The sequence below is a fragment of the Mucilaginibacter gynuensis genome, from assembly GCF_039541195.1.
Lineage (GTDB): Bacteria > Bacteroidota > Bacteroidia > Sphingobacteriales > Sphingobacteriaceae > Mucilaginibacter > Mucilaginibacter gynuensis.
This window is the reverse complement of record NZ_BAABFT010000002.1, coordinates 481,843-508,089: the sequence shown is the minus strand read 5'-3', so window position 1 is coordinate 508,089 and position 26,247 is coordinate 481,843. Positions and strand designations below refer to the sequence as shown.

At 45.4% G+C, this 26,247-nt stretch carries 24 protein-coding genes; 12 read left to right on the top strand and 12 right to left on the bottom strand.

The window, feature by feature from the left end; genetic code table 11:
- Positions 1 to 190: 190 nt before the first annotated feature.
- Positions 191 to 1,216, top strand: a complete 1,026-nt coding sequence (locus ABD894_RS05405; RefSeq protein WP_345209970.1) for a GntR family transcriptional regulator — start codon at positions 191 to 193, stop codon at positions 1,214 to 1,216.
- Between the two features lie 139 nt (positions 1,217 to 1,355).
- Here ABD894_RS05405 and ABD894_RS05400 read toward each other — a convergent pair whose 3' ends face one another.
- The 3 genes from ABD894_RS05400 to ABD894_RS05390 all read right to left on the bottom strand — a co-directional run bounded on the left by ABD894_RS05400 (position 1,356) and on the right by ABD894_RS05390 (position 5,932).
- Positions 1,356 to 1,817: a DUF1569 domain-containing protein gene (locus tag ABD894_RS05400; protein WP_345209969.1), complete on the bottom strand. Its 462-nt coding sequence runs from the start codon at positions 1,815 to 1,817 to the stop codon at positions 1,356 to 1,358.
- A 106-nt stretch (positions 1,818 to 1,923) separates the two neighbouring features.
- Positions 1,924 to 4,776, bottom strand: coding sequence for a TonB-dependent receptor (locus ABD894_RS05395; RefSeq protein ID WP_345209968.1), 2,853 nt, complete (start codon positions 4,774 to 4,776; stop codon positions 1,924 to 1,926).
- 58 nt (positions 4,777 to 4,834) lie between these two features.
- Positions 4,835 to 5,932 (bottom strand): sensor histidine kinase, encoded by a 1,098-nt coding sequence (locus ABD894_RS05390; RefSeq protein WP_345209967.1) that lies wholly within the window; start codon positions 5,930 to 5,932, stop codon positions 4,835 to 4,837.
- A 159-nt stretch (positions 5,933 to 6,091) separates the two neighbouring features.
- Here ABD894_RS05390 and ABD894_RS05385 point away from each other — a divergent pair, with 159 nt between their 5' ends.
- The 6 genes from ABD894_RS05385 (at position 6,092) to ABD894_RS05360 (ending at position 14,845) form a co-directional block, all read left to right on the top strand.
- Positions 6,092 to 6,802 carry a LytR/AlgR family response regulator transcription factor gene (locus ABD894_RS05385; protein ID WP_345209966.1) on the top strand — a complete coding sequence of 237 codons (711 nt, stop codon included), beginning with the start codon at positions 6,092 to 6,094 and terminating at the stop codon, positions 6,800 to 6,802.
- Between the two features lie 106 nt (positions 6,803 to 6,908).
- Positions 6,909 to 9,734 carry a TonB-dependent receptor domain-containing protein gene (locus ABD894_RS05380; protein ID WP_345209965.1) on the top strand — a complete coding sequence of 942 codons (2,826 nt, stop codon included), beginning with the start codon at positions 6,909 to 6,911 and terminating at the stop codon, positions 9,732 to 9,734.
- On the top strand, positions 9,734 to 10,528 hold the full coding sequence (locus ABD894_RS05375; protein WP_345209964.1) for a DUF4249 domain-containing protein: 795 nt from the start codon (positions 9,734 to 9,736) through the stop codon (positions 10,526 to 10,528). Before ABD894_RS05380 ends, ABD894_RS05375 begins: the two co-directional genes overlap by 1 nt.
- 26 nt (positions 10,529 to 10,554) lie before the next feature.
- Positions 10,555 to 11,910 carry an NHL repeat-containing protein gene (locus ABD894_RS05370; RefSeq protein ID WP_345209963.1) on the top strand — a complete coding sequence of 452 codons (1,356 nt, stop codon included), beginning with the start codon at positions 10,555 to 10,557 and terminating at the stop codon, positions 11,908 to 11,910.
- Between the two features lie 187 nt (positions 11,911 to 12,097).
- Positions 12,098 to 14,050 carry a T9SS type B sorting domain-containing protein gene (locus tag ABD894_RS05365; RefSeq protein WP_345209962.1) on the top strand — a complete coding sequence of 651 codons (1,953 nt, stop codon included), beginning with the start codon at positions 12,098 to 12,100 and terminating at the stop codon, positions 14,048 to 14,050.
- Between the two features lie 312 nt (positions 14,051 to 14,362).
- Complete coding sequence (locus ABD894_RS05360) at positions 14,363 to 14,845, top strand: DNA-deoxyinosine glycosylase (protein ID WP_345209961.1); 483 nt, start codon at positions 14,363 to 14,365, stop codon at positions 14,843 to 14,845.
- 67 nt (positions 14,846 to 14,912) lie between these two features.
- On the opposite strand, the gene ABD894_RS05355 is transcribed toward ABD894_RS05360, so the two are convergent.
- From ABD894_RS05355 to ABD894_RS05345, 3 genes are all read right to left on the bottom strand, one after another.
- On the bottom strand, positions 14,913 to 15,269 hold the full coding sequence (locus ABD894_RS05355; RefSeq protein ID WP_345209960.1) for a hypothetical protein: 357 nt from the start codon (positions 15,267 to 15,269) through the stop codon (positions 14,913 to 14,915).
- Between the two features lie 126 nt (positions 15,270 to 15,395).
- Positions 15,396 to 15,881, bottom strand: a complete 486-nt coding sequence (locus ABD894_RS05350) for an SRPBCC family protein (protein WP_345209959.1) — start codon at positions 15,879 to 15,881, stop codon at positions 15,396 to 15,398.
- Positions 15,882 to 15,886: 5 nt separating this feature from the next.
- Entirely contained in the window at positions 15,887 to 16,204 is a 318-nt protein-coding gene (locus ABD894_RS05345) for an ArsR/SmtB family transcription factor (RefSeq protein WP_345209958.1), read from the bottom strand.
- A gap of 161 nt (positions 16,205 to 16,365) precedes the next feature.
- Here ABD894_RS05345 and ABD894_RS05340 point away from each other — a divergent pair, with 161 nt between their 5' ends.
- Together ABD894_RS05340 and ABD894_RS05335 are read left to right on the top strand one after the other, a co-directional pair.
- Complete coding sequence (locus ABD894_RS05340; protein WP_345209957.1) at positions 16,366 to 17,226, top strand: chromate resistance protein ChrB domain-containing protein; 861 nt, start codon at positions 16,366 to 16,368, stop codon at positions 17,224 to 17,226.
- A 60-nt stretch (positions 17,227 to 17,286) separates the two neighbouring features.
- Complete coding sequence (locus ABD894_RS05335) at positions 17,287 to 17,835, top strand: hypothetical protein (RefSeq protein ID WP_345209956.1); 549 nt, start codon at positions 17,287 to 17,289, stop codon at positions 17,833 to 17,835.
- A gap of 16 nt (positions 17,836 to 17,851) precedes the next feature.
- Here the strand turns inward: ABD894_RS05335 and ABD894_RS05330 are convergent, their stop codons facing one another.
- The gene (locus ABD894_RS05330; protein WP_345209955.1) at positions 17,852 to 18,763 is read right to left on the bottom strand and encodes a helix-turn-helix domain-containing protein; all 912 of its coding nucleotides are present in this window, start codon (positions 18,761 to 18,763) and stop codon (positions 17,852 to 17,854) included.
- Between the two features lie 69 nt (positions 18,764 to 18,832).
- Positions 18,833 to 19,636, bottom strand: a complete 804-nt coding sequence (locus tag ABD894_RS05325) for an SDR family oxidoreductase (RefSeq protein WP_345209954.1) — start codon at positions 19,634 to 19,636, stop codon at positions 18,833 to 18,835.
- Between the two features lie 191 nt (positions 19,637 to 19,827).
- On the opposite strand from ABD894_RS05325, the gene ABD894_RS05320 reads away from it, so the two are divergent.
- Both ABD894_RS05320 and ABD894_RS05315 read left to right on the top strand, forming a co-directional pair.
- A complete protein-coding gene (locus tag ABD894_RS05320; RefSeq protein WP_345209953.1) occupies positions 19,828 to 20,979 on the top strand; it encodes a sialidase family protein in 1,152 nt (383 codons plus the stop codon).
- A gap of 74 nt (positions 20,980 to 21,053) precedes the next feature.
- On the top strand, positions 21,054 to 21,443 hold the full coding sequence (locus ABD894_RS05315; protein ID WP_345209952.1) for a hypothetical protein: 390 nt from the start codon (positions 21,054 to 21,056) through the stop codon (positions 21,441 to 21,443).
- A gap of 46 nt (positions 21,444 to 21,489) precedes the next feature.
- On the opposite strand, the gene ABD894_RS05310 is transcribed toward ABD894_RS05315, so the two are convergent.
- Positions 21,490 to 22,101: a DUF2238 domain-containing protein gene (locus ABD894_RS05310; RefSeq protein WP_345209951.1), complete on the bottom strand. Its 612-nt coding sequence runs from the start codon at positions 22,099 to 22,101 to the stop codon at positions 21,490 to 21,492.
- Between the two features lie 126 nt (positions 22,102 to 22,227).
- Entirely contained in the window at positions 22,228 to 22,719 is a 492-nt protein-coding gene (locus tag ABD894_RS05305) for a hypothetical protein (RefSeq protein ID WP_345209950.1), read from the bottom strand.
- Between the two features lie 197 nt (positions 22,720 to 22,916).
- Here ABD894_RS05305 and ABD894_RS05300 point away from each other — a divergent pair, with 197 nt between their 5' ends.
- Positions 22,917 to 23,468 (top strand): uracil-DNA glycosylase family protein, encoded by a 552-nt coding sequence (locus tag ABD894_RS05300; protein WP_345209949.1) that lies wholly within the window; start codon positions 22,917 to 22,919, stop codon positions 23,466 to 23,468.
- Positions 23,469 to 23,736: 268 nt separating this feature from the next.
- Here the strand turns inward: ABD894_RS05300 and ABD894_RS05295 are convergent, their stop codons facing one another.
- A complete protein-coding gene (locus ABD894_RS05295) occupies positions 23,737 to 25,422 on the bottom strand; it encodes a sodium:solute symporter family transporter (RefSeq protein ID WP_345209948.1) in 1,686 nt (561 codons plus the stop codon).
- Between the two features lie 181 nt (positions 25,423 to 25,603).
- The gene (locus ABD894_RS05290) at positions 25,604 to 26,200 is read right to left on the bottom strand and encodes a short chain dehydrogenase (protein WP_345209947.1); all 597 of its coding nucleotides are present in this window, start codon (positions 26,198 to 26,200) and stop codon (positions 25,604 to 25,606) included.
- Positions 26,201 to 26,247: the final 47 nt, after the last annotated feature.

Genomic DNA, 26,247 nt, shown 5'->3' with positions numbered 1-26,247 from the left:
GACTACGCTATGTTGGTCGACCCTCTCTGCTACGCAAAGAGGGTAAAAAAAGCAAAAATCCTTCTTTGCGTAGCAGAGAAGGTGGTCGGGCGAAGCTACGACCGGATGAGTAAATTATTGCAGAAGCTTTAACTTAACGGAATTGGGCTTTGACGAATGAGGGGGATAAAATAACAGTAGCATTAAAGGAATGAAGAATTACTTAAAGATAGTATCGATAGACGAAAATTCTATTACCCCTAAATACATCCAGATTGTAAATTCTATACTGCGGGCTATTGAGGCGGGCAAAATAGAAAAGGACGAGATACTGCCGTCCATCTATGATTTCAGCATCGCTTTAGAAACCTCACGCAATACTATCGAGCGCGCTTATAAAGAACTTAAAAAGCTGAACATCGTTAAATCGGTAACCGGCAAGGGGTACTTTATCGCCGAAACACAGTTCAATCAGCCCATAAAAGTGCTGCTATTATTTAACAAGTTAAGCAGCCATAAAAAGATCATGTATGATGCTTTTGCATCTACATTAGGCAACAACGCTGCTATCGATTTCTACATTTATAACAGCGACCTGCTGCTGTTTAAAAAGCTGATTCAGGATAAAATAAACGACTACAACAAGCTGGTAGTAATACCCCATTTTATTGATAAGCCCGAGAACGCCTACAGTGTGATCAATGCCTTCCCGAAGGATAAACTGATACTGATGGATAAGCTTGAAAAAGGCGTAACCGGTGAATTTGGCGCGGTGTACGAAGACTTTGAGCTGGATATTTACAACGCCCTTAAAGAACTGCTGCCACAGTTGAGCAAGTACAGCACCGTCAAGATCATCTTCCCCGAGCATTCTTATTATTCAAAAGAGATACTTACCGGGTTTACGAAGTTTTGTACCCGCTATGCGTTCGATTACGAAGTGATCAACTCCTTAGAAAACGAAACCATCAGCAAGGGCAACGTATACATCAACCTTATTGAAGACCATTTGGTGCAGCTGATAGAAAAGATAATGCACGACAAACTGGAGGTAGGTGTGGATGTGGGCGTAATCTCCTACAACGAAACCCCGGTTAAAAAGATCATCCTCAACGGCATCACCACCATCTCCACCGATTTTAAACAAATGGGTGAGAAGACGGCCGAGTTAGTACTTAATAGCTCTACTGAACATATCGCTATACCTTTCAGGGTTACGTTAAGGAACTCGTTGTAAGAAAATCTAAGAAAAGCTTTGACAACTTTTTAAAAGTTGTCAAAGCTAAAAGATTCTCCCAATTGCTGTTCCAAGTCTCCTGACTTCGAACAGCTGAGATAGGAAGCGTGCGGAGAGCCTTACCATCTTCGAACCATAATTACTGCCCGAACTGGGTAAGGTGGTGGTTGATATGCTTATAAAACATATTGTTCCATTCCTGTATGCTCAATGGGCCGAACGAATGCGATTCGCGGCCGTCGAAATGGCTTTCGCCAAGTTCCTGTGTTTTTTGGATATAGCCTATCAGGCGGGCCTTTTCTTTATCAAAGTTTACATAGCCGGTAATTACAAACGCGGGCGCGGTTTTTCTGTTCCGTTTGTAGGGCGTTTCGCTTACCACCATGTTTTTTGCCATCGCCTTTATAATAAACCTCATTAAAGCGCCGGGTTTTGGATGTTTTTCGGGCTCATAAACCATTTCGTACGCAACACAACAGTGTGCCAGCATTTGCGAAACACTCATTTTACCCCATTGTGGTTGAGTGGTAGGGGTAAGCCGGTTAATGCGCTCGATAACGCCATCGGCTACGGGTTTTGTAAAGATGTTGGGTAAGGCCATTATGTTTGTTTGGTAGTGATCAGCAATTAAAAAAGGGAGACGGTGTTGTAACGACCGCCTCACGCAAATATAACAAAGCCAACTTAAACAAAAGCTTAACAAAATATTATACTCCCGGTGGCGGGCCGCCCTCGGGGCGCATGCCACCACCACCCGGTCCGCCCGGGCCACCATCCGGTGGACCGGGTCTTTTACCTGCAAATTTTTGCAGGCGCAGGGTGAAACTTAACAAAAAGTATCGGCCTAACTTGTTGCTGTTTGTTTGGGTAATGTAACTGCCCGATGGGGTATTGCTAAATGCTGTATTCTGGTTAAACAAGTCGTAGGCCGCCAAGCGTATTGTCCCGGTGTTTTGTTTAAGAAAGCGGCGTTCTACATAAGCGTTTAACACGTTTGGATTAGTTGCCCCCGTGTAGCCTTTGTATATGATCTTGGTATAATCGTAGCTCAATGTCCAATCCTTCCATAAATAGTTTTTGCCGTTAACCCCTAAATTTATGGTACTGAACCTATTGTTCACATTGGCTTGGGCTATAGAATTGCTGGTATTGGTAAGGCTGTAGCTGCCGTTAAGTTCGGCATCAATAATATCGGTAAGGTCGGTACGGAAACGCAAGCCTTGTGTTAGTACCAAACTTTTGGCAATATTCTTTTGCGACGTCATGGCGTAGCTGTCGGCATCAATATTACTGATGTACGATATGTTGTTGTTATAGCTTACGTTACCGTTGAAAGACAGGGTATACTTACGCTTTTCAAAAGGTTTTGAATAAGTGTACGACCCCGACCCGCTGTAAAAGCCATCGGCATTGAGGTACTGGGTTAATATGGTACCTGCCAGCTTGCTATCCGGCGCGTAAAGTTTTGGATAGGTGATGGTATTGGCCACTATCTTGTTATCCGTTTTGGTGAACGATAAGTTGGTGAACAACACATTCCCGCTTTCAAAATTGAACTTGTTATATCGGATAGATAAGTTGTTGTTAAACTCCGGTTTCAGGTCGGCATTACCCTGTGTTGGGTACGATGCATTGGAGAAATCGGTAACGGGCTGCAATACCGAGTACGATGGCTGGTTACTTGCCCCGCTATAGTTTAAGCTAAGCGACTGGCTTCGCGAAAAATTATAGATGAACCTTGCGCTTGGCGCTATGTTAAAAGTAGTTACGTGGGTTTGCACACCTGTGGTAACCGAGTTGCCGTTAAGCGTGGTTGGTTGCGCGGCTATGCCTAAAGTATAGTTATACTTTTTATCAATGAATCGATAGTTAAGCCCTAAACGGTTGGTAATGAAAGCGAAATTATAATTATTGCTTAGCAAACCGTAACGGTCTAACTGGTTGGTTGTAAGGTTAAGCGTGTCGGTAGCCTTGTCAGATGTGGTGTAGGCGTAATGATAGGCGTAGTTGGCCTCTAAAAATGATTTGGTGCTTAACGGCTCTATGTATGATAATGCCGCGCCTACGCTATCGAGCTTAACATCGGTGTTGATCTGCTGGTTCAGCGGGGTATTTGCTACGCCCGATGTATAAGTATATACCGGGTTTTGGTACTTGTTTACATCGGCACGGCCACCGCTGATGTTTACGCTGAAGTTACGGCCGGTGGTATTAAATTTATGGTTGTACAATAAGTTAGCCCCATAATTTGGCGACGATGAATTACTGATGGAGTTGAAATTATAATCAGTAATGGTTTCGCCGTTGCGTATCAAATTGCTCGATCCGCTTTGGTCGGTATTTACACCGGCATAAGTTACCGTTGGGGTAAACTTTAAATAGTTGGCAGCATCGGGTTTATACTCAATATTGAAATTGAAACGGTGGTTCTTTTTGCTGTCTGTTTGGTTACTGCCAATGTTGTTTACGCTTGGGTCGGTTAACGAGGTATTGGTTTGTATGGTTGAACTTAGCGTATTCACCGTATTGTCCGAAAAACTGTAGCTGCCATACGCACTCACGGTTTTACTCCACTGATCGCGATAGTTAAAGCCTAATGAACGCGCTGTGGTAATACCACCCGACGAAGCACTCGCGCCATCCTGCTGACGTCCACCCGGTCCGCCTGAACGTGGCCCGCCTCCGCCAAAGGTGAACAAGTTGGTATTGGTATTGTTGAGGTTACCCAAAAAGGCCAATTGTCTGTCGCCATTAAAACTGAACACATTGGCCGATGCCACGTAACGATTGGCTTCATCCTTACTTAATACACCCTGCTGCGCGTCGGCACCTTCGCCAAAACTGGTTTGGCCAAAGTAACCGTAGTTTTTATCGGCTTTAACGGTAATGTTCAGCACCTTTTCAGATTCCCCGGTTTTTAGCCCGGTCAGGTTGGCCTGGTCGCCGTAATCATCAATGATCTGTATATTCTGTATAATATCGGCAGGCAGGTTTTGGGTAGCGGTTTTAACATCGCCGCCAAAAAAATCCTTACCGTTTACCCGTACTTTGGTAACGCTTTTGCCCTGCGCGGTAACGTTGCCGCTTTTATCCACCTCTACACCGGGCAGCTTTTTCAGTACATCTTCAACCGGCGCGCCATCGCGTACTTTGTAGGCCGCGGCATTGTACTCTACCGTATCTTCCTTTATTTTAACGGGTGTTACTTCCACTATATTTACCCCGGCAAGCAGCTTGCTTTCGGTGGCCAGCACCATGTTGCCCAGCGCGGTTTGCCCGCTGCTGATAACTATGCTTTTCTTTAAAGTTTGGTAGCCTATGGATTGTATTTGCAAATTATAAGTGCCTGTAGCTGTCGCCTTAATGCTGAACTGTCCGTTTATATCGGCAGCAGTCAGCACGGTATCCCTGGCCGAAATAAGTTTTACTGTTGAGCCCGGCAGGGTAGTACCAGTAGAATCTTTTACCGTGCCGGTAACTATATAATTTGATTGCGCATATGTGCCCCCCGCCGTAAAGACGAGCAAAATAAGGGCACAAAAAAGCCTGTATATTTTCATAAATATATTTTAAAGGGTGATCGGAAAATTGTGTGTTATCTAATTATATAACCATAGATCAAGTGATATCGATGGTAAGTTCGGCGGTAAACAGTATGCCGTCGTTTGTTATTTTTAGTTCGTGTTTATCGGGATAAAGTATGGCCAGCCGTCGCTGCATGTTCTTTAGCCCTATGCCCGATGTATTGTCGGCATTCCTGTCGTCGTTGTTAACATTGTTCATCACCCTAAAGCATAATTTATTGCCGGGCAATATTCTAAGCGTGATAAATATCGATACCATATCGGCCGAACTGGTACCGTGTTTAAAGGCATTCTCTACTAACGAGATGAGCAGCATCGAGCCAATTTGTATGCCATCATACTTGTCGTCAAAATCGAGCTTTACAATTACCTCATTGCCAAAACGCAGCATTTGCAGATCGATGTAGCTTTTCAGGTAATTTACCTCTTTGGTGAGTGCCACTTTGTTGTCATCGCTCTCGTAAAGCATGTAGCGCATCAGTTGCGACAGGTTAACGATGGCAGGTTCCAAATGGTCCGACTTTTTGCGGGCCAGCGAGGTAAGGTTATTCAGTATATTGAACAGGAAGTGCGGGTTGATCTGCGAGCGTAAAAAGTTAAGCTCGGTACGCAGGTGTATGGTTTCGCGTTCTTTCAGCAGTTGCTGGCGCGATGCGTTCTCCATTAAAATGCGATAGCAAAAGCTACACAGTATAGCTATCATGGGCGAAAATACGGGAATGAAAGCTCCAGGGCCGCCGCCCATGCGCCTGCCGAAGCCAGGTTTGCCGTTAGGTGCGTATCCCGGCCCTTGTAAACTATCGCGAAAGCCGCGTGCAAACTCATGCGGCGGGTGGGGTGGTTCGGTGCGTAAAAAAAACCACCATAGCCAGTAAGCGCTTAACAGGGCCGCCAAACCAATGGTATATACAGCCCAGCCTTTATTGGTGAGTAAGGGGTATACAAAATAAGTATGTATGTAAAACATCACCAGCAGCAACGTATTGGAGATGAGTATTTGCGTAATAAAATGATGGCGCATAGCATCGGGTATGTTTGCCGGACCGCTTACAAAAGGCAGCACCAGCAGCAGGAACCAAACCAGCAACGGAATGATATTATAGAACCACGGCCTGAACACTAATTTATTCATATAACAAAGGAATGAATTAAACAAGCCAAAAACCAAAACACTCGACGAGTGAGCATATTGTGGCGACGAACGCGTTAAATAATGTTAAAATACCTGTTAATGTAAAGCAAACCCTGTTACTTTGATTGCAAACACCACACCCTTTTTTTGGAGGCCGATATGCGTTGTATAATTATTGATGATGAGCCACTGGCGCTTGAGTTACTGGAAGATAACATTAAAAAAATTGACCGCCTCGAATTGGTGGCCAGTTGCCGCTCGGCAGCGCAGGCCATGCAGGTAATGCACGAGCAGCAGGTTGACTTGATTTTTTGCGATATACAGATGCCGGGCATTACCGGCCTGCAACTGGTGAAAAGCCTGTCGCAAAAACCCATGATCATTTTTATAACGGCATACCAGGAGTTTGCTATGGATGGCTTTGAGCTTGACGTGGTTGATTACCTGCTGAAGCCCGTACCGCTGGAACGCTTTTTAAAAGCCTGCAACAAAGCCCTGCATTTATTTGATATGCAAAGTCGCACACAGGTAACCGAAACCGGTAAAACCCGCGGCCACCTGTTTGTACATGCCGATTATAACCTCATCCGCATAAGCCATGATGAAATCACTTATATAGAGGGCTTGAAAGATTACGTGAAGCTGTTCCGTAAAGATCAGCCAAAGCCGCTACTGTCGCGCATTACTATTAAGGCTTTGGAAGAGCAGCTGCCGGCCAACCAGTTTTTCCGTACGCATAAGTCATACATCGTAAACCTGGGTTATATCCAATCTATCCGCAAGGGGCGTATTAAACTGGAGGGTGCTGAGGTGCCTTACAGCGAAAATTATAAAGAGGTAATTGACCGTATGATCGGCAAAGCCGTTTAAAAACTTCGGCACAAGTAGCGTTTTGGTCTACATATTACGGGTGCTTATCTCATTTATTTTATAACAGGTAAGCTTACATGCAACTTAGGGCATTCCCCTTAAGTTGATGAAGAAAAAAGTACTTTTTGTTTTTGTGGCATGTTCCTTTGTTTGCAGCCTTAGCTATGGGCAGCAAACCACGCGGGAAAAACTGAAATCGATCACTATCGATCATTTTTTTACCTGCGCGCTCGATCAGCTGATGGATACGTTGGCCACCCGCTATAATATCCCCATTGTGTTTGAGCGCGACTCGCTGCACACCATGGATGTGAACGAGCATTTCTTTGTAGAATCGTTAAAGAATGTTTTACAGCAGGTTTGCCGCGAAAACCGCCTGCAATACTGGATAGAGAACGATGGCACCATTTATATACTACAGCAGCCCGATGACCTGCCCCGTTTAAAAAGGCAATACCAACTGCAACAGTTAAGCCGCAACTTTAAACCGGCAAAGCTGCCCGAACCCAAACATCCGCCAAAGCACTTTATGTTTGCCCTAACGGGACGCGTTACCGACCAGAATACCGGCGAATCGCTGCCCGGCGCTACCGTTAAAATTCGCGGAGCAAACCTGATAAGCCAAACCAATACCAGCGGAAATTTTACCATACTGAATATCCCTTCAGATACATCGGTGGTAGAGGTATCCTACGTAGGGTATCAATCGGATATTTTCAGGCTGGATAGCAATAGCGTAAAAGGCGGCGTATCGTTCTCGTTGTTCCCGGCCATGAACAATACCCTAAACGAGGTAAACATAGCGGGCAAAAAAAGTGGAGTACTCAATACCGATAGCAAAAAAGTGAGCGTACTGCAATTAAGCCCCGCCATGCTGGATAAGCTGCCTAACATTGGCGAACGCGATATTATGCGGGCCTTTCAGCTGATGCCCGGCATCAGCGCTACTAACGAGTCATCATCCGGCGCTTACGTGCGCGGCGGTACGCCCGACCAAAATCTTGTAACTTTTGATGGTTTTACCGTTTACCAGGTTGATCACCTGTATGGTTTCTTCAGCGCGTTCAACAGCAATGCCGTGCGCGATGTGGAGTTGTACAAGGGTGGCTATTCGGCCAAATATGGCGGTCGCCTGTCGAGCGTTACCGAAATTCGTGGCAAGGATGGCAATAAAAAGGAAACCAGTATAGGCGGCGATTTGAGTTTGCTGAGTACTAATGTGTACGCCGAAGCGCCTATAGGCAGTAAATCGTCGGCATTGGTGGCTTTCAGGCGCTCGTACCAGGGGCCTTTATACGATAAATTGTTTGGCCAGTTTAATACGGCCACTACCAATACAAACCCCGGGGGCCGTGGTGGACCTGCCGGGGGACTGGGCGGAGGGATGGGGGGCGGCCGTGGAGGGTTCGCCAACCAAACCACGCCTTCGTCTTATTTTTATGATATGAACGCGAAGTATACCTACACGCCTTCATCATCAAATACCATTACCTGGAGTTTGTATAACGGTACCGACAGGCTTGACAACAGTCGTGAGATGACGCTGCCATCGTTCCAGACCTCATCGGGCGGCAGCCTCAATATCAACGACGATACGCATTACGGTAACCTCGGTACCAGTATCAAATGGACAACCTCGCCGGGCCGAAAACTGTTTGGCAGCACGGTTGCCAGTTATTCGGGGTTCTTTAGCGACCGTAACCGGGGCACAACCGGCACTATTGTGGATAGCAGCACCACGACGACCATCAACAACGGGATACTGGAGAATAATCGCCTGAAAGATTTCAGCCTGAAATCGGACTGGGAATGGCAAACAGGTTCAAAAATGAAGGTGCTTTTCGGCGGCTTCGCTACGCGCCAGGCTATTGATTATACCTTCACCCAAAACGATACCACTACACTGATAGATCAGCATAATACCGGCATCACCGCGGGTGGTTTTACTGAACTGGATATTAATCCTACTGATAACCTGCATGTACAGCCGGGTGTGCGCGCTACTTATTTTTCGCCAACGGGCAAACTGTATACCGAACCGCGCTTATCTTTCACCTACAAACTTACCGATAAGTTTAATGTAAAGGGAGCAACCGGCAGGTTCTACCAGTTTACCAACAGGGTAATACGCGAGGATGTGGCCGGGGGCGACAGGAACTTTTGGGTGCTGGCCAATAACAGCAACATCCCGGTAGGTACGGCCGATCATTTTATTGGCGGCTTTAGCTACGAAACCAACGACTACTTGTTTGATGTGGAAGGCTACTACAAAAAGCTTAACGGCCTAACCGAATATTCTATAAGGCAACAAGGTGGCGGCGGTGGAGCGCCGTTTATGGGCGGCGGCGGTTTTGGCGCTGCGCAAACCACTACTGTTACCGAAAACTTCTACAATGGATCGGGCTATGCGAAGGGGATAGAGTTTTTGCTGCAAAAAAAGGCGGGCATGTACACCGGCTGGATCAGCTATACCCTTGCCGAAGCAAAAAACAAGTTTGATAACTATGGTACTGATTATTTCGCGGCCAACCAGGATATCCGCCACGAGTTTAAATCAATCAACATGTACCACTGGCAGCGCTGGAGTTTTGCCGCCACCTTTATTTTCAGCACCGGGCACCCGTACACCGCGCCTATAGGTACCTATACGCTAACCACGCTTGATGGCGGCAAGATCAATTACCTCTCGGTAAGCGAAAAGAACGCGGAACGCCTGCCCGCCTATCACCGTTTGGATCTTTCGGCAACTTACGACCTGCTGAAGACCGACGGCAGCAAGCGCGGCAGTATCGGCTTCTCTTTCTTTAACGTGTATAACCATGTTAATACCTGGTATAACGAATACTACATCCGCAATAACCAGGTGATCACCACTACAGTGAAATACCTCGGCTTTACGCCAAACATCACCCTTAGCCTAAAAATAAAATAATGATCAAAAGATTAATATATAGCCTGTTGTTCATCGTGGTTGCTGTTTATACTTCCTGCAAAAAAGAAACAACTGTAGATATTGGCAGCCGTGCAGTTATCGTAGCCTACCTGGTAGCAGGGCAACCCGTAAGCATGAAGGTTTATCAGCAAAAGGCCTTTGACGATACCGCATCCTACGGAGCGCTCATCACCGGTCTAAAACCCGAAATTTCCGACGGTACAGAGCGTATTGAGCTACAAGAAACCGCTACAGGTACGTATACCTACGCCAATGCCGCCTATCTGCAAACCGGTAAAACGTACACTTTGCAGTTTGCCTACAATAACGAGCAGGTATCGGCAACCACCACTATGCCGGTTAAATCATCAGGCTACACGGCATCAAAAACCACGCTGATAATACCAAGGGCCGTAACCGGGCCGGGTTCTGAAGATTCGGTAGCTATTGTTTTCAGGTGGAACAACCCCGACTCGCTTTACCATATACTCACTTTCAAAAACGACGAGATCAGTCCGTTCACAGTAGTGGGCGCGCGTAACAACGCCCCGGTAAACTTCAGCATTAATGCCAAGCAAACTGCCGCTTACGAAATGTATTACCGCACCTTTAATTACATAGGTACCTATCGCGCCATACTATTTACGGTGAATAAAGAATATGCCGATATACTGGAGAGCAATGCCAATACATCATCGCAGCAGCTCACTAACCCGCCCGGTAACATCACTAACGGCTACGGCATTTTTACCGCCATGCAGGCCGATACCATTAAGCTGGAACTAAGCCAATAATGAACCCTTATATAAAAATCAACACCATGAAAAAATATCTTCCAAAACTATTAACTGTAATACTATTGATGACCGCCGGTTTAATGGGTTGCAATAAAAGCGACACCGTAACTGTTATCCCCGAGTTAACCACCACCGATGTGGTGATTGACGGCGCTACAAAAAATGTATGGACGGGCGGCTTTTTAACCGCCAATACCGAATATGGCATCAGCGCCTACGGGGTATGCTACAGCACCAGCAACCAGGCGCCTACCATTGCCGATTCAAAAACATCTGAAACGGTAAGCCTCATGAATTTCAGCAGTACCCTAAGCGGGCTTACTATGGGTACTACCTATTATTTACGGGCTTATGCTACCAATAGCGCAGGCACGGGTTATGGCGCTGTTATCAGCTTTAGCGTGAGTAACGATGCGGCAACGGTAAGCAGTACTGTAACCACACTGGCAGGTAACGGCACAGCCGGTTTTATTAACGGACAGGGTTCGGCGGCGTATTTTAATTACCCGATGGGGGTAAGTACCGATGCCGCCGGAAATGTTTACGTTGCCGATTCTTACAACAGCGCTATCCGCAAGGTTACCCCGGCGGGCGATGTAACTACACTGGCCGGTACTGGTACGCTTGGCTTTGTAAACGGAGATGCCGCTTCGGCCCAGTTTTACGCGGCTTCGGCATCGGTTGCCGACGCGGCAGGCAATATTTACGTAGCCGACCGCGGTAATAACCTCATCCGTAAAATAGCTACCGATGGTACGGTGAGCACCTTTGCAGGCTATGGCATTGCCGGGTACGGCGATGGTACAGGTGTTAACGCCTATTTCAATACCCCATCGGGTATCGCTATTGACGCGGCAGGCAACTTGTACGTGGCCGATACAGGTAACAACCTCATCCGCAAAATTACCCCGGAGGGTGTGGTAACAACGCTTGCGGGTATCAGAACTGCAGGGTATGTTAACGCTACAGGTACGGCCGCTTATTTCAATAAACCAACAGGTATAGCCGTTGATAATAAGGGTAATATTTTTGTGGCCGAGGCGCTAAACAACGTTATCCGCAAAATTGACGTTAACCTTTTGGTGAGTACTTACGCGGGCGGTCAATCGGCCACAGGTTTGGTGGGCAGTCCGGTGGCTTTGAGTATTGATGGCACAGGCAATTTATACATAGCTGATTCGGGCGGCCGTATTTTGCGGATAGGTACCGATAAGGTATTAAGCGTAGTGGCAGGCACGGCAGGCGTAGCAGGTTTTGCCGATGGCGACGGAAGTACCGCTGCATTTAACAGTCCGCAGGGTATAGCTACTGATGCGGCAGGCAATATTTACGTGGCCGATTATGCCAACCAGCGAATCCGGAAAATAAGGGTGGATTGATTTGGGGGAGAGGCCGGCACGGCTGTTCGTCGATACATCTATCTTATTTAACGATACACATTACCGGCATTAACTTATCCGCGGCATCTTTAACCAAACATGCCGCGGATTTTCCCCTAATTATCGGCATGCATGTTATATAAATATTAGCGCCTGTATTATGCAGGCGCTTTTTTAACGCTTAAAAATGTACAGGATCTCACCGTCGCGGCTTAAATGGTATGGGCTTTACAGCTTTATTTTAAGTATCACTATGCTGTTTATACCGCGTGCGGGCATGGCCCAGTTATGTACGGGCAGTCTGGGCGACCCGGTGCGTAAAATCGATTTCGGCGCGGGCTCGGCAACACATAGCGGGGCTTTGGGTTCTGCCTTTACCAGTTATACTTACTCATCGGCAGATTTCCCTACCGATGGCTCGTACACCATTGAAAATACAACAGCAGGCTCGGGTAGCGTATGGTGGTCAACCACCGACCATACCGGCGACAGCGGCGGTTACATGATGGTGGTGAATGCCAGCTTTACCAAAACAGATTATTTTTACAAGGCGCAGATCACCGGTTTATGCCCGGGTACTACCTACGAGTTTTCGGCCTGGGTGGTTAACCTGCTGCGCAGTAATGATATCAGTCCGCCCGATCTTACATTTTCGATATTGAAGAACGATGGCAGCGTTATTAAAACGCAAGCTACCGGTACCGTGCCGCGCACCAGCGGTGGTCCGGTTTGGGTACAAAAAGGTTTTTATTTCACCATGCCTAATGATGTGGCCGACATTACCATTCAGATCACCAACAATAGTAATGGCGGTGCCCCGGCTAACGATTTGGGTTTGGATGATATTACCTTCAGGCCCTGCGGCCCGGTGATGCAGGCCAGTTTCAGCAATACATCGGCAGTAACTACCTTGGCGGCATGCGCCAATACCAACCAAACATATACTTTAAGCGCCGATGTATCTACCGGTTACATTAACCCGGCTTACCAATGGCAGGTGAACAGCGGCAGTGGTTATACCGATATTCCCGGTGCTACAGCTAAAACGTACACGGTGAAATTTGAACCCGCCATAGCCGGAATCTACCGGTATCGTTTGGCCAGTGCCGAGGCCACCAATATCGGTTCGGCAAGTTGCCAGGTGGTATCTAACGAACTTACGCTGAATATTGAGGTAGCGCCCGAATCTGTAGCCACGGTAAGTTCACCGGTTTGCGAAGGCAGTCCGCTAACGTTAAGCGCATCCAGCGGGACTACTTATGCCTGGACGGGGCCTAATGGCTTTACATCAGCCCTGCAAAACCCCACCATACAGCAGGCTACTACCGCCAACTCCGGCGATTATGAGGTTACGGTAACATCATCCAGCGGTTGTAAATCAACAGCACAGGTGAGCGTGCTTGTAAACCCCTCTGTTACGGCTGTTTTAAGTGGCGATGCTACCATTTGCGAGGGCGATAACACGCCGTTGAGCGCGTCGGGAGGTACATCGTATTTGTGGTCGCCGGTAACGGGTTTGTCGGACGCTACGGTGGCGAATCCCACTGCCAATCCTACAGATAATACCACCTATACCGTTATGGTAAGCAATAGTTCGGGCTGCAGTGCTACGGGTACCGTAACCGTGAACGTATTGAAAAAGGCAGGCGCGCAGGCCGGAGCCGACCTTGAAATGATGGAAGGCCAATCCGTTACCCTAAACGGTAAAGCAACGGGTACCAACGTCACCTGGTTTTGGACACCCGCCACCTACCTCAGCAGCACCACGGCGCTTAACCCGGTTGCTGATCCGCAAAGCGATATTACCTACACCCTGCACGTAATATCTGCCGATGGCTGCGGTATCGCTACCGACGATGTGAATGTGCGCGTTTATAAAAAAGTGATCGTCCCCAATACATTTAGCCCCAATGGCGATGGCGTTAACGATACCTGGACAGTTACCGCGCTGGATACCTACCCGGCATCACAAACCCGCATATTTAACCGTTACGGGCAGATGCTTTTTAACAGCACAGGCTACACCAAAGCCTGGGATGGCAGATACATGGGGCAACCCGTACCTGCTGGCACTTATTATTATGTGATAGATGTTAAACCCGGTGAAAAGCTTTCGGGCTGGGTGCTGGTTGTGCGGTAGGTGCCAAAGGTGTTCGAGAGAATTTAAAAGCTGATCAATATTGACTCACCCCGACATTGCTTCGCTCGTCGCCCCTCTCTACGCAAGCGTAACGAGGGGCTTTTTATTTTTATTTAATCCTGCCCTCTTTGCGCTTGCTTGCGCGCAGGTCCAGCGAAGCGTAGACCGGGTGAGTTAACTATGCGGTTTGCTTTTGTCGTTGAGCCTGACCAAGTAAGGATAAAGCGCAAAATTTCCGCTCTTTTCTCCCGAATATAAGGGGATAATCGAACAATGATATCCACCTATTTTCGTTATTTGCAATACCAATACATGAAAACAGCCTTTTTACCCATAGTTAACCGGGAATCTACAATACTCATATTAGGCACCATGCCCGGCGAGCGTTCGCTCAGGCTGCAACAGTATTACGGGCATGCGGGCAATCACTTTTGGAAGATCATGTTTGCGCTGTTGCAGGTGCTCTTCACTACCGACTACAGCGTTAAAACCCGGCTATTGTTAGATCACCACATTGCCCTTTGGGATGTACTGCAAAACTGCGAATGCATAGGCAGCGCCGACAGCAATATCAAAAATGAAGTGCCTAACGATTTTGAAGCCTTTCACAAGCAATACCCCAATATAAAACGCGTCTTTTTTGCCAGCACAGCCGCCGAACAATTTTATAACAAACACGCTTTAAAACAAACCGGTATCACCTACCATAGGCTACCCTCGCCAAGCGGTGCCAACACATGGAAAACGTTTGATGAAAAGCTGGATGAATGGAAGGTGATATTGCAGTATTTGTGAATCTAAAGCAAGTGGTAGATCGGGAGGGTAATTGTAAAACTCAATTATCTGAATAAATAGCTAATGTTTAATTAAGACCTTTTATAAGATTTATATCGCATTTTTTGAGTGTCAGATAATCGATAGCTTCTTTGAAAAATTTCCGTGAGTTTACACCGTTTAAATAAAGTAATTTCCCTTCTTTTATAACTTTAAAAGTTCCATATTCCATGTGAGGTTGAATTTTGGGGTCAAAAAGTTTTGACTCATCCATGAATTTTTTAAGAGTTATGTATGATCGTTCATCGGTTACAATCATACTTTGAAACCATATTTCCTTTTTGGATAAAGATATATCTAATCTCTTTGTACTAATATACCGAGGTGGAATGGGCTTTTCCTCTGTACCTATGTGTTCAAAAAGTATATACTTAGGCTTATCCATATTTTCGTTGTTGCAATTAATAAACGAAAGCAATGTGGATAATAAAATTACTGCTGTTTTTATATACATGATGTTGGATATGCCCATTGTTTAGGTAAACTATATTAAAGTCAGTAAATTACATTATTATTTTTTTTCATTCAATAACGCGTTGAGTTTATTGAACATTTTGATCCAGCTTTGATAAGCTCCGGTTTTCTTAGCCTCTTCCTCTAAAACAGTTTGGTGTATGGTTACCTTGGTTTGATTGCCGTAAGGCTCGAAAGTAACTGTTGTTATCAGTTCTTCGGGCCAGTCTTCGGGTTTGCCTGCTTTAAGGGAGGTAACAGCTTGTCCGCTCGCATCAGAAAGCGCCATGGTGAAAACCAATTTTTGAGGCGGTAAAACTTCGAGGTAGGTACCGGTGATCCAGCAGTCGCCATGTACCGGGTCGTGGATGCAGGAATGAAATGTTCCACCCTGCGTGGTATCAATGGCTTTAAATTCAATAGTGCAGCCATCGGGGGCGTACCAGTGTTTTAATTGTTCGGCATCCGTCCACGCGCGAAATACAATTGCCTGTGGCGCATCAAATAGGTGGCTGATAAGAAGTTCTTTTTTGCTTGAATCCATGATATTTATTGCTTTGTGTCTTTAAGAAATTGATCCAGTTTTTCGAAACGCTGGTTCCACACCTTGCGCGATGCCTGAACCCAGTCGATCACCTCATCCAGTTGGTTTAGCCGGGCTTCGCAAAACTGCTCCCTGCCTTTTTGAGTTATCGAGATCATGCCGCATTCGCTCAAAACCTTAATATGTTTGGCGATACCTTGCCGGGTCATGCCAAAATCCTCAACTATTTGGCCTATGTTTAATGGCCCCTGTGATAGCTTTTGAATGATCATTCTGCGGGTAGGGTCGGCAATTGCCTGGAAAACATCTCTTCTCTCAATCATAATACAACCATTTGGTTGCTCAAACATAATGCAACTATTTGGTTGTGCAAATTTTTTGTGAAGTTTTTTAGAGGGATTGTTGGTTTATATCGAAATGCTGTTGCATGATAAAGCGCCGGTTATGAAAGTAGTGCTAAATTCAATATATCTTTGTGAAATATATGAAGTGGATAACCCGTCATCGCCCTAAAATTGATCGTATTGCCTGCCCGTGGCTTATAAAAAGATTTATTGATAAGGATGCGGAGATATTTTTTGAACCTTTTGATAAGGTTATGGAAAAGGCTGCCGAACTGGGCGCCATTCCGTTCGACATGCCTGATGTAGAATATACCCATTATGCAGATCAGTGTACTTTTGATTATTTTCTGAAAAAGCATCGCCTCAAAGATGCCGCGCTTGACCGTATAGCCGCCATTGTTAGGGGAGCCGATACCGATCATCATGAAATTGCTGCACAGTCGGCCGGGCTCGAAGCCATTTTTTCGGGTTTAGCTTATAACATTAAGAGTGATAAAGAACTGCTGCAATTAGGGATGGTTATTTACGATGGTTTGTACAGCTGGGCAACCCATTTGTACAAATTAAAGCATACACAGGCAGGGCCGGCAGAGCAATTACTGTTAGAAGTGTATCATAAATACCTTAAAGAATCCGGGTTGAAAAAAGCACCTGAATGGGCAAAGGAGCTTAAAAACATGATTCAGGATCAAATGGATACTAATTTGAGTTTAAGTTTGCAGCAGGCCTCTGATGAGCTGGATATTAACCCAACGTATCTATCGCGCGAGTTCTCTAAGTACTTCGATAACCTTTCCTTTGGCGACTATATACGTAAGATGAGGATTGAAAAAGCGATCAGCTTTATGACTAATACCGACTATTCATTAACCGAGATCGCTTACCTCACAGGCTTTTCAGATCAAAGCCATTTTAACCGCATATTTAAAAAGCAAACCGGTCAAAATCCATCCGCATATAAAAAAAGTCTCCTCAAAAGTAAAAAGGATACAAGTAGATAAATCCGTACAATTTTTCAGTTTCGGCATTAGGTAGTATTGCAGGCATAACAGCAATATGCCATGCACCCAAACACACAATTTTTTAAACTGCTCAAATTAAGCGGGCTAAAAGGCTATCTACTTTTCTTTATATTATTTAGCACTACGGTAAAAATCGCCCACGGCCAGCAACCGGCATCGTACCCGAGAGTTACCGGATATTTTAGCGTGCTCAACCCAATTGGCACTTTAACGCAGCGGAGCTTTCACAGCAACTTTGGCGACGTATACAACATTGGCTTCCCCTTTGGTATGAACATTATAAAAAGTGACAGGTTCGGTATTAGTTTTGAGGTGGCGCCAACCATCCGGACGGAAAAAAACATCTCAAAGGTTAGCACAATATTATTCCACCCCGGGGCTATGTTTCGCTTTAAGCACGGGTTTACTTTTATAGGCAGAATGGCATTTGAAAGTAACGGGCGCTTTGGTTTTACGCCTGTATTTAATCAGGTGATAAAGAAAGGAAAAGATGCCAGTCTGTTTGTATCAGTACCGTTTCCGGTGAGGTTTGGTAATGATCTTCCTGCTTCACTAAGTACCGGGTTACAGTTAGGTGTCAGCTTTTGACCCTCATAAACCCGCTTTAATTAAACGTTTGCCTAAACTCCAGCGGTGAGGTATTGGTTTTCTTTTTGAACAATTTATTGAACGATTGCGGATATTCAAAACCCAGCTGATAGGCAATTTCGGCAACGGAAAGGCTGGTTATTGAAAGATATTCTTTGGCTTTATCAATCAGTTTGTCCTGAATGTGCTGCTGGGCACTTTGGCCGGTAAGCGAACGCAACAGATCGCTTAGGTAATGGGGCGAAAGATTGAGCTGATTGGCCAGGAGTTCAACCGTAGGTGGGCCACTTCTCAGTGTTTCTTTATTATCGAAATAATCAGCTAATAAATTCTCCATTTTGGTGAGCACATCATGGTTTACGGCTTTGCGGGTAATAAATTGCCGTTCGTAAAAACGATTGCTGTAGTTTAATAACAGGTCTATCTGTGAGAGGATGATATCCTGTGTGTGGCGATCAATGTATTGGTATTCGTCGGCGATTTTCTGAAATATTTCGGCAACGTTCTTCTCTTCCTTTTCCGAAAGGTGCAGCGCTTCGTTTACAGCATAAGAAAAGAACCCGTAGCCTTTTATAGTGGTGGCAAGCGGGTGTTTGTACAGAAAATCAGGATGAAACATCAAGGCATATCCCACCCCAAAATCGGGCCCCAATACATCAATATGCGGTGCATCAAGCGCTTGTACCTGTTTGGGTGCAACAAAGGTCATGAGACCTTTATCAAAATCATAATACTGCTGCCCGTATTTTACTTTCCCCATAATGCCCCTCTTAAGCGATACGCAATAGAAGTTGAGCGAGAACTGGTTCCAGATATCGTTATCAGCAAAGTTCATATCCGAAACCCGCACTACACTTACCAGCGGGTGCAAAGGCTCGGGTAAGGATACCAAACGATGAAATTCGGTTATGGAATTGATGATCTTCATGTGCTTACTTGTTTTACAAACTTACAACAGGCAAAGTAGTTTTGCCTACGCTGCCTGTTGTTTTAATTATTAGCCTATTATTTGCGTTCTTATCTCTTTTCTAAAATCTTCGGTACCAATTTCCAGTCGCCTTTTGTATAAAGCGTTCGCGTCTTCACCGGCTACGTAGCGCACCTGGTCTTTGCCATCAGTAGCGGCTTCATACACTATTTCGGCAATATATTCGGCAGTGGAGGCCGATTCCATCATCGTATCCATTACCCCGAATAACTTGTCCTGTAATTCTTGGTATGCGGGATGCGTACCCTGATCAAGCGACCTGCTGATAAAGTCGGTAACGATACCACCCGGCGCGATAGTTTTGATGCCGATATTGTGCAAGCCCAGTTCAAACGACATTCCTTCCGACCAGCCTTCTATAGCGAATTTGGCCGCGTGATAAATAGAGTTCAGCGGGAAAGTGAACAGGCCGCCGATAGAGGTAGTGCTGATAAATAAACCGCTTTTCTTTTCCCTGAAGTTAGGGATAAACTCTTTGGTAACACGCAAAACGCCTAATAAATTGGTGTTTATCTGTTTTACAATTTGCTCGTCGCTAAGGGCTTCCAATGCGCCAACAAGTCCGTAGCCCGCGTTGTTGAATACCACATCAATAGTGTGTAAGGAAATGGCTTTTGCTGCAGTAGTTTTAATTTGTTCGGTATTGGTAACGTCGAGCGGTAAAAGTGTAACATTTTCCAGTTGGGTAAGTTCTTTTTCTTTTTCCGGATCGCGCATGGTAGCGATAACATTCCAGCCTTTTGCCTGAAATAATTTGGCGGTCGCTTTTCCTAAACCTGTAGATGCTCCTGTTATAAATATTGTCTTTTGCATTTTCTTGTTGTTTTAAATTAACAGTACAAAGATGAAGCAAGTACCGTAGCGCGGTGTTTCCAAACCGTATTTAGTTGTGTCCAAATTGTGGGTGATTAGAATACCGGGTATTCTAATCCTTTAGTCCGTAAACAAAATATTACAAGCTTTTAAAGGCAGTAACAATACGCTATTGATCTATATTTACCTGTATGAACAGTAAATGGATCTGGCTTGTTTTTAGCATTTTGCCATGTATTACCCTGGCGCAAAATAAGGTACAAAAGCCGGCTTACAACATCGTGTGGGATCAATCAACCTTAAAACAAGTTGCTCCCTTAGCTGATAATGGAGGCGCTAATTATGGCCGCATGATACAACTGTACAACGGCGACCTGCTTTGTATTTACGAAAGCCGGGGTGGGGTAGAGTGCAGTACCAGTAAAGACTTGGGTAAAACATGGCTTGCACCTGTAGTGATTGCCGTGAGGGCAGAGGGCATTAATATGGCCGTGCCCGAAATACTGGAGCTAAAAGACCATTCGTTGCTGGCATCATACAACCCGCGCCCTTATAAGGTGAAGGGCGTTACCGATACTACCAAGCACTTTGGCATCCGTACCAAAAAAAGTTACGATGGTGGTAAAACCTGGCAGGATGAACGCCTGATCTATGAAGCCGGTGCCGAATTTGAGAACGGTTGCTGGGAACCCGCGCAAATACAGCTACCATCGGGCGAGGTGCAGTTATACTTTTCGGATGAAGGTGTTTACAGGAAATCAAATGAGCAAAATATCTCCATATTCCGTTCGGCAGATAATGGCTTAACGTGGACTGAGAAACCCGAAATAGCTTCCTTTCGGCCCCGTCACCGTGATGGCATGCCGGTACCCATCATTTTGAAGGGTGAAAAAACGATTGCGTTTTCGATAGAAGATAACGCTGTTGGGCAATTCAAGCCGTCCATCATCCGCAATACCTTTAAGCAAAACTGGAAGAAATCCGTAGATGCAAATGATGCCGAACGTAATTACGCGCTTGCTGTACCATTGCCCGATAGCGTTTACGCGGGCGCACCATATTTGCGCCAATTACATAACGGACAAACCATTCTCGCCTACCAAAGCACCCAGGGCCGCGGGCATAATTGGGAACAGGCCTGCATGCAGATAGCCGTAGGCGATAGCAAAGCGATGAACTTTCAGCAGGTAACTACACCGTTCAGTGTACCCAATGATAAGCATGGGCTATGGAACTCGTTATGCGTACTTAATGATGATACGGTAATAGCGCTTACATCAACCAATGCGTATGGCAACCGTAACGCGGTATGGATGATAAAGGGCAGACTGGTTAAAAAATAATGCTGTAATGAGGCGGTGCATTTTCAAACAATAATGGCCTATTGTTATTATATTTAGGCCAACAATCAACCCGCATGAAAAGACGTACGCTCACCATTATTTCTATCGTAGTAATACTGCTTGTAGTTGGCTTTGGCTATTACCGCTATTATTTTGTATTTGGCGATGGCACCAAGGCCGGCGCCATGAATTACTTTGTGCACAAAGGCTACATCTTTAAAACCTACGAAGGCAGGTTGATACAAAGCGGTATACGCTCGCAGGTGCAGGGCTCCATACAATCAAACGAATTCATGTTTTCGGTTACCGACCCCAAAGTAGCCCAGGTACTCAACAGCAGCGCAGGGGCCTTTATAGAAGTGCACTACAAAGAATACCTGCATGCCCTGCCATGGCGCGGTGTAAGCGAATTTGTGGTAGATAGCGTAATATCGGTACAAAAGGTAAGTCCGGCTTTACCGTAGGGAAGTCAAAATTAAAAAGTTAAAATTCAAAAAAGGGATGTGACCTTTAAGCAGGGAGTTCTTTGCTGCGTTCTATGGCCTTATCTTGTACCTTACTTAAAAATATCACCATACAAATAGCGCCTATCATGGCGTAAAGCATGTCCGACTGGGTATCCCAAACATATCCCTGCGTACCTAAAAATGAATCGCCGGATTGACCCGATAGTAAGGATACACCCCATTCCAGAAACTCGTATAGTACACTAATTGTAGTACACACGCATATGGTTAAAAACGCCATCCATGCTTTGCTTTGTATCACCTTGCCGCGTACAAATATCTCACGTGTTATCATGGCCGGTACAAAGCCCTGTGTAAAGTGACCTACTTTATCGTAATTATTACGGCTTTGGTGAAAAACGTCTCTTATCCAATCAAACAGCGGCACTTCGGCATAGGTATAATGCCCGCCGGTAAATAAAATATAGCTATGTACCAGTATCATGGTATAGGTGAGCATGGTGAACCGGAAACGTTTAAAGGTAAGCGCCGGTGCCACTAAGCCAATAATAGCCGGAAAAACTTCCAGCAGCCAGGTGAAATAATCGTGCGGGTTTATACCCGATACAATGAGCCCTGCAAAGAAAAGTATGATAAGGATATAGTACTTCTTCATGCCACAATATGGGCATTAAAGTTGGATTATTAATAGCAGCAATACGGCATAAGCAGGTCGATTGTCATCCTAACCCTACCCAGTATGACTTTTTTGAATTTTGACTTTTAACTTTTGAATTTCAAACTACAGTGCCTTCTCCAGTTTCCCCTTTTCGTTGGCGGCTATCAGTTTTTCCATTCGTTTGGAGAGGAGCACCATATTGTCATCATCATTGGCATAGGCCAAAACCTGTTTCATGGCCTCAACGGATATTTTGTCTTCGTTTTTTTCGTTAGGGTTTTGCAGGGTGAAACGGGTAAGGGCTGCCATATAAAGGTCTTTCAGGTCGAAATCGCCTTCAAAGTTATCCAGAATGTCTTCGTCTATCATAAAGGTATAGGTAGGCGTGGCCTCCATCCATTTATTTAAAAATACACCGGCACGTAAGCGGCTGTTATCGTCGCGTATCAATGGTGTTTTAAAAAGGAAATCGGCAACTTTTAGGGCTACACTATCGGCATCAATAGCACCTTCTGCGGTTTCGAGGTTATATTTATCAAGGCGGGGCAGTACCTGCGCTATGGTTTGATATGATGTAAATGCGATCAGCAGTGCTGCAAAAAGGAGCTTTTTCATACCGGTTTTATTTTAATATAAAATTACATGTTTTTAGACGCTTTTCAACTCAAATGGTTTAGTTCTGTCGGCCAAAAATTAAACAAATATTTTGCACAAAAGTTGGCGTATAATATCTCCCGTTTTCTACTTTATACTGTGCCAATTTAATTTTTGCTAATTTGCCCGCTGTATAAACAGAAACGGAACATATAGGTATGGGAGTAGTATTGCATAAATTCAGGGATCACGAGGTGAGCGCGAAAACAGAAACACTGATACTCGGTACTTTTAATCCGGATATCCCGGGCGGTCCTGATTTTTTTTATGGCAGGGCACGTAATTTCCTGTGGCACCTACTGCCCGAATGTTTTAATGAGCCCGTACTAAAAGAGGCATCGCTCGCAGAAAAGCAGGTGTTTATGGCCAGGCACAAAATTGATTTTGCCGACCTGATACACGCCCTTGATGTACCCGATGGTGAAGAAACCAATATTGACGATGATTTTATTGACAGCCACGTGCAGCAATGGAAAGATATTGTAAGCCTTATGGATACTCTGCCCAATTTAAAAGCGATATACTTTACCCGCAAAACATTTAACGGTATCCCCAATATGCGTGTGCAGGTCAACGCGATAGCGGCACACTGCAAGCAAAAGAACATCCGGATCTGCAAGCTTGAAACCCCGGCACGCTTTTTCAGCCCCGAAAAGCAACAGCAGTGGAACGATACGATTGTTTTGAAAAAGACTTGCCTCAGGCCGTGAGGGATAGAAGCAAGAGATAAGAGTCAGGAATCAGGAAGCTTCAGAAAATTAGATCATCTTAAAAAGATGATGCCGACACTTGGCTCCGGCCGAGTGTCGGCTATCCCGCAGCGTCCCGCCGCAGTTTTATACCAACTATGTTTTACGAACGGCCGGAGGCCGGGTAATAACTGACACTTGGCCGGAGCCAAGCGTCGGCAAAAATACTTTTTGCTTTCAGCTTTCTGCTTTTACCTTTAACCTTTCCCCTTTTACCTTTCAGCTAAAACTACCAAAAGCGCACATAAATAACCGATAGCAGCAGCAATATAATAGCGATACCAATTATTGATGAACCTTTCAGTTTAAACATACCGGCGTCAACCTGTATGGTTTTAACCTGTGCCTGCGGTCGGGCTAAACTGATGCCTATCATCACAAAAAAGGTAAGTAAGAACGACCAGCTCAATGATATAAAGAATGGGATTTCCATTTCCCCGGCAGGGTTTTTAAAGGCGGTGTACAACCATGTTTCGCTACCCAGTACGCTTACGGCAAACTTATTAAAGAATACCGAAGCCACTAAGCCGGTAATAATACCAATAACGGCGGCTTCGCCCGTAGTGCGTTTCCAAAACATACCCAATAAAAAGGTAGCCAGCACACCCGGACTAACAAAGCTCGAATATTTTTGCACGAAGGTGTAACCACCGGACCGGCCTATGCCCAAAGTATCGTTCCAGGTAAGTATAACTGAGATCAGTAAACTCGCTATAATGACTATCCTGCCCATCCATACCATTTTACGTTCTGGGGCTTGTACGTTCAGGTATTTTTTGTAAACATCCAACGTGAAAATGGTAGCTATACTATTCACTTTACCCGCTAATGATGCCACGATAGCAGCCGTTAATACTGCCAGCGAAAGTCCTTTCAAGCCCGATGGAAGGAAAGATAATATGGCCGAATAAGCGCCGTCTTTACCGTTGGCAAGTTGTGGCAGGTGTCCGTTTTTATATAATACGAAGGCCACAATACCCGGCAGCATTACAATTACAGGCATCAGTATTTTTAAAAAACTGGCGAATAAAATACCGGTACGCGCGGTATGGATATTGGCACCTAACGCACGCTGTGTTATGTACTGGTTACAACCCCAATAGTTGAGGTTGCTTATCCACTGACCGCCTGCATACATGGCAAAACCGGGCAGTATAAGGTACTTGCTTATGGTTTCCATAGAGGCGCCCGGCGCGGGTTTTTTAAAAATGAGATGGAAGTGATCAGGCGCGTCTTTCAGCAGCATTTTGAAACCCATGAACGCGTTGCTGCCAAAGCCGAACTTATCGCTCACAATGGTAAGCGACAGGTAGGTAATTGCCAGTCCGCCGATGATGAGCACTGCTACTTGTATCACATCGGTATAGCCAACCACCTGCATCCCGCCCAACGCTATGATCACCCCGAAAATGGCCAGCGCGATCAGGATCTCGTGGAAGTATTGCCCGCCAAGTAAACTGTTAATAGCCAGCGCGCCAAGATATAGTATAGCCGTAAGGTTGATAAACACATACAGGAACAGCCAAAAGATAGACATTACCAATGCTACGCCGCTGTTATACCTGTCTTGCAGGAACTGCGGCATGGTGTAGATGCGGTTTTTGATATACACCGGCATAAAAAAAACCGCCACAATAATAAGCGCGGCCGCGCCAACCCACTCGTAAATAGCCACCGCTATACCGGCAAAGAAGCCGTCGCCGCTCATGCCGATGAATTGCTCGGCCGAAATATTTGACGCGATGATAGATGCGCCGATGGCCCACCACGTTAACGACCCTTCGGCCAAAAAGAAGCTGTGCGAACTTGAATTGGTTTCCGCCTTTTTGCGGCGGTACACCATGTAGCCATAAACAGCCACTATAATAAAGTAAACGAAGAACACCAAAAGGTCGGCCCAGGAAATAGCGCGCATATTAAAAATTGAATTGTGAGATAATTGACAATACAACCGGCAAAAGCCATCGGTTAAATAACCGACTATATTAAGCAAATTCTTCGGGATACGAAATTATATGTGTTGTAAGTTTTAAACCCAACCAGGCAAATACTGCCGACACACCTGCCTGGTTGGGTTATACCGATGAACAGAATTGTTAAATTACTTTAAACACCTGACCGGTTTGTGCACCTAATACACTTTTAATATAGGCTTGCGTAACCCTATTCATTGAAACAGGTATGTGCCCCGGAAAAAATGGGAAATATACAGGAGACTCTTCTACCACTCCGGGTGCTACGGCATTAATGCGTACCCCGTTCTCCAACTCAATAGCAGCACCATGTACAAAACCATTGATGGCGCCATTCATGGTACTTAAATTGGCGCCCAGCAATACCGGGTCTTCAGCCAGTGAGCCAGAGGTTAGCGTAAACGAGCCTTTAGAATTAATATAATGCTGGCCTATAAGTACCAGGTTTACCTGTCCCATCAATTTACTGTTTACACCAACTTTAAAATCGGCATCAGTCATACCGGATAAAGGGCCAAAGTGACCATCGCCGCTTACGCAAACCAAGGCATCAAATTCCCTGGCGTGCTTGTAGAAGTTTTCTATCGATTCGGGCGATGAGATATCTACCTGCAAATCGCCGCTTTTTGAACCTGCCTTTAATATCTCATGATCTTTCTGTAAGGCGGCGCTTACATGTTTTCCAATAGTGCCTGTAGCACCTACAATAATAATTTTCATAACAGCTTTTTTTGACAATATTAGTTCAATACTTTACTTTTGTCAAG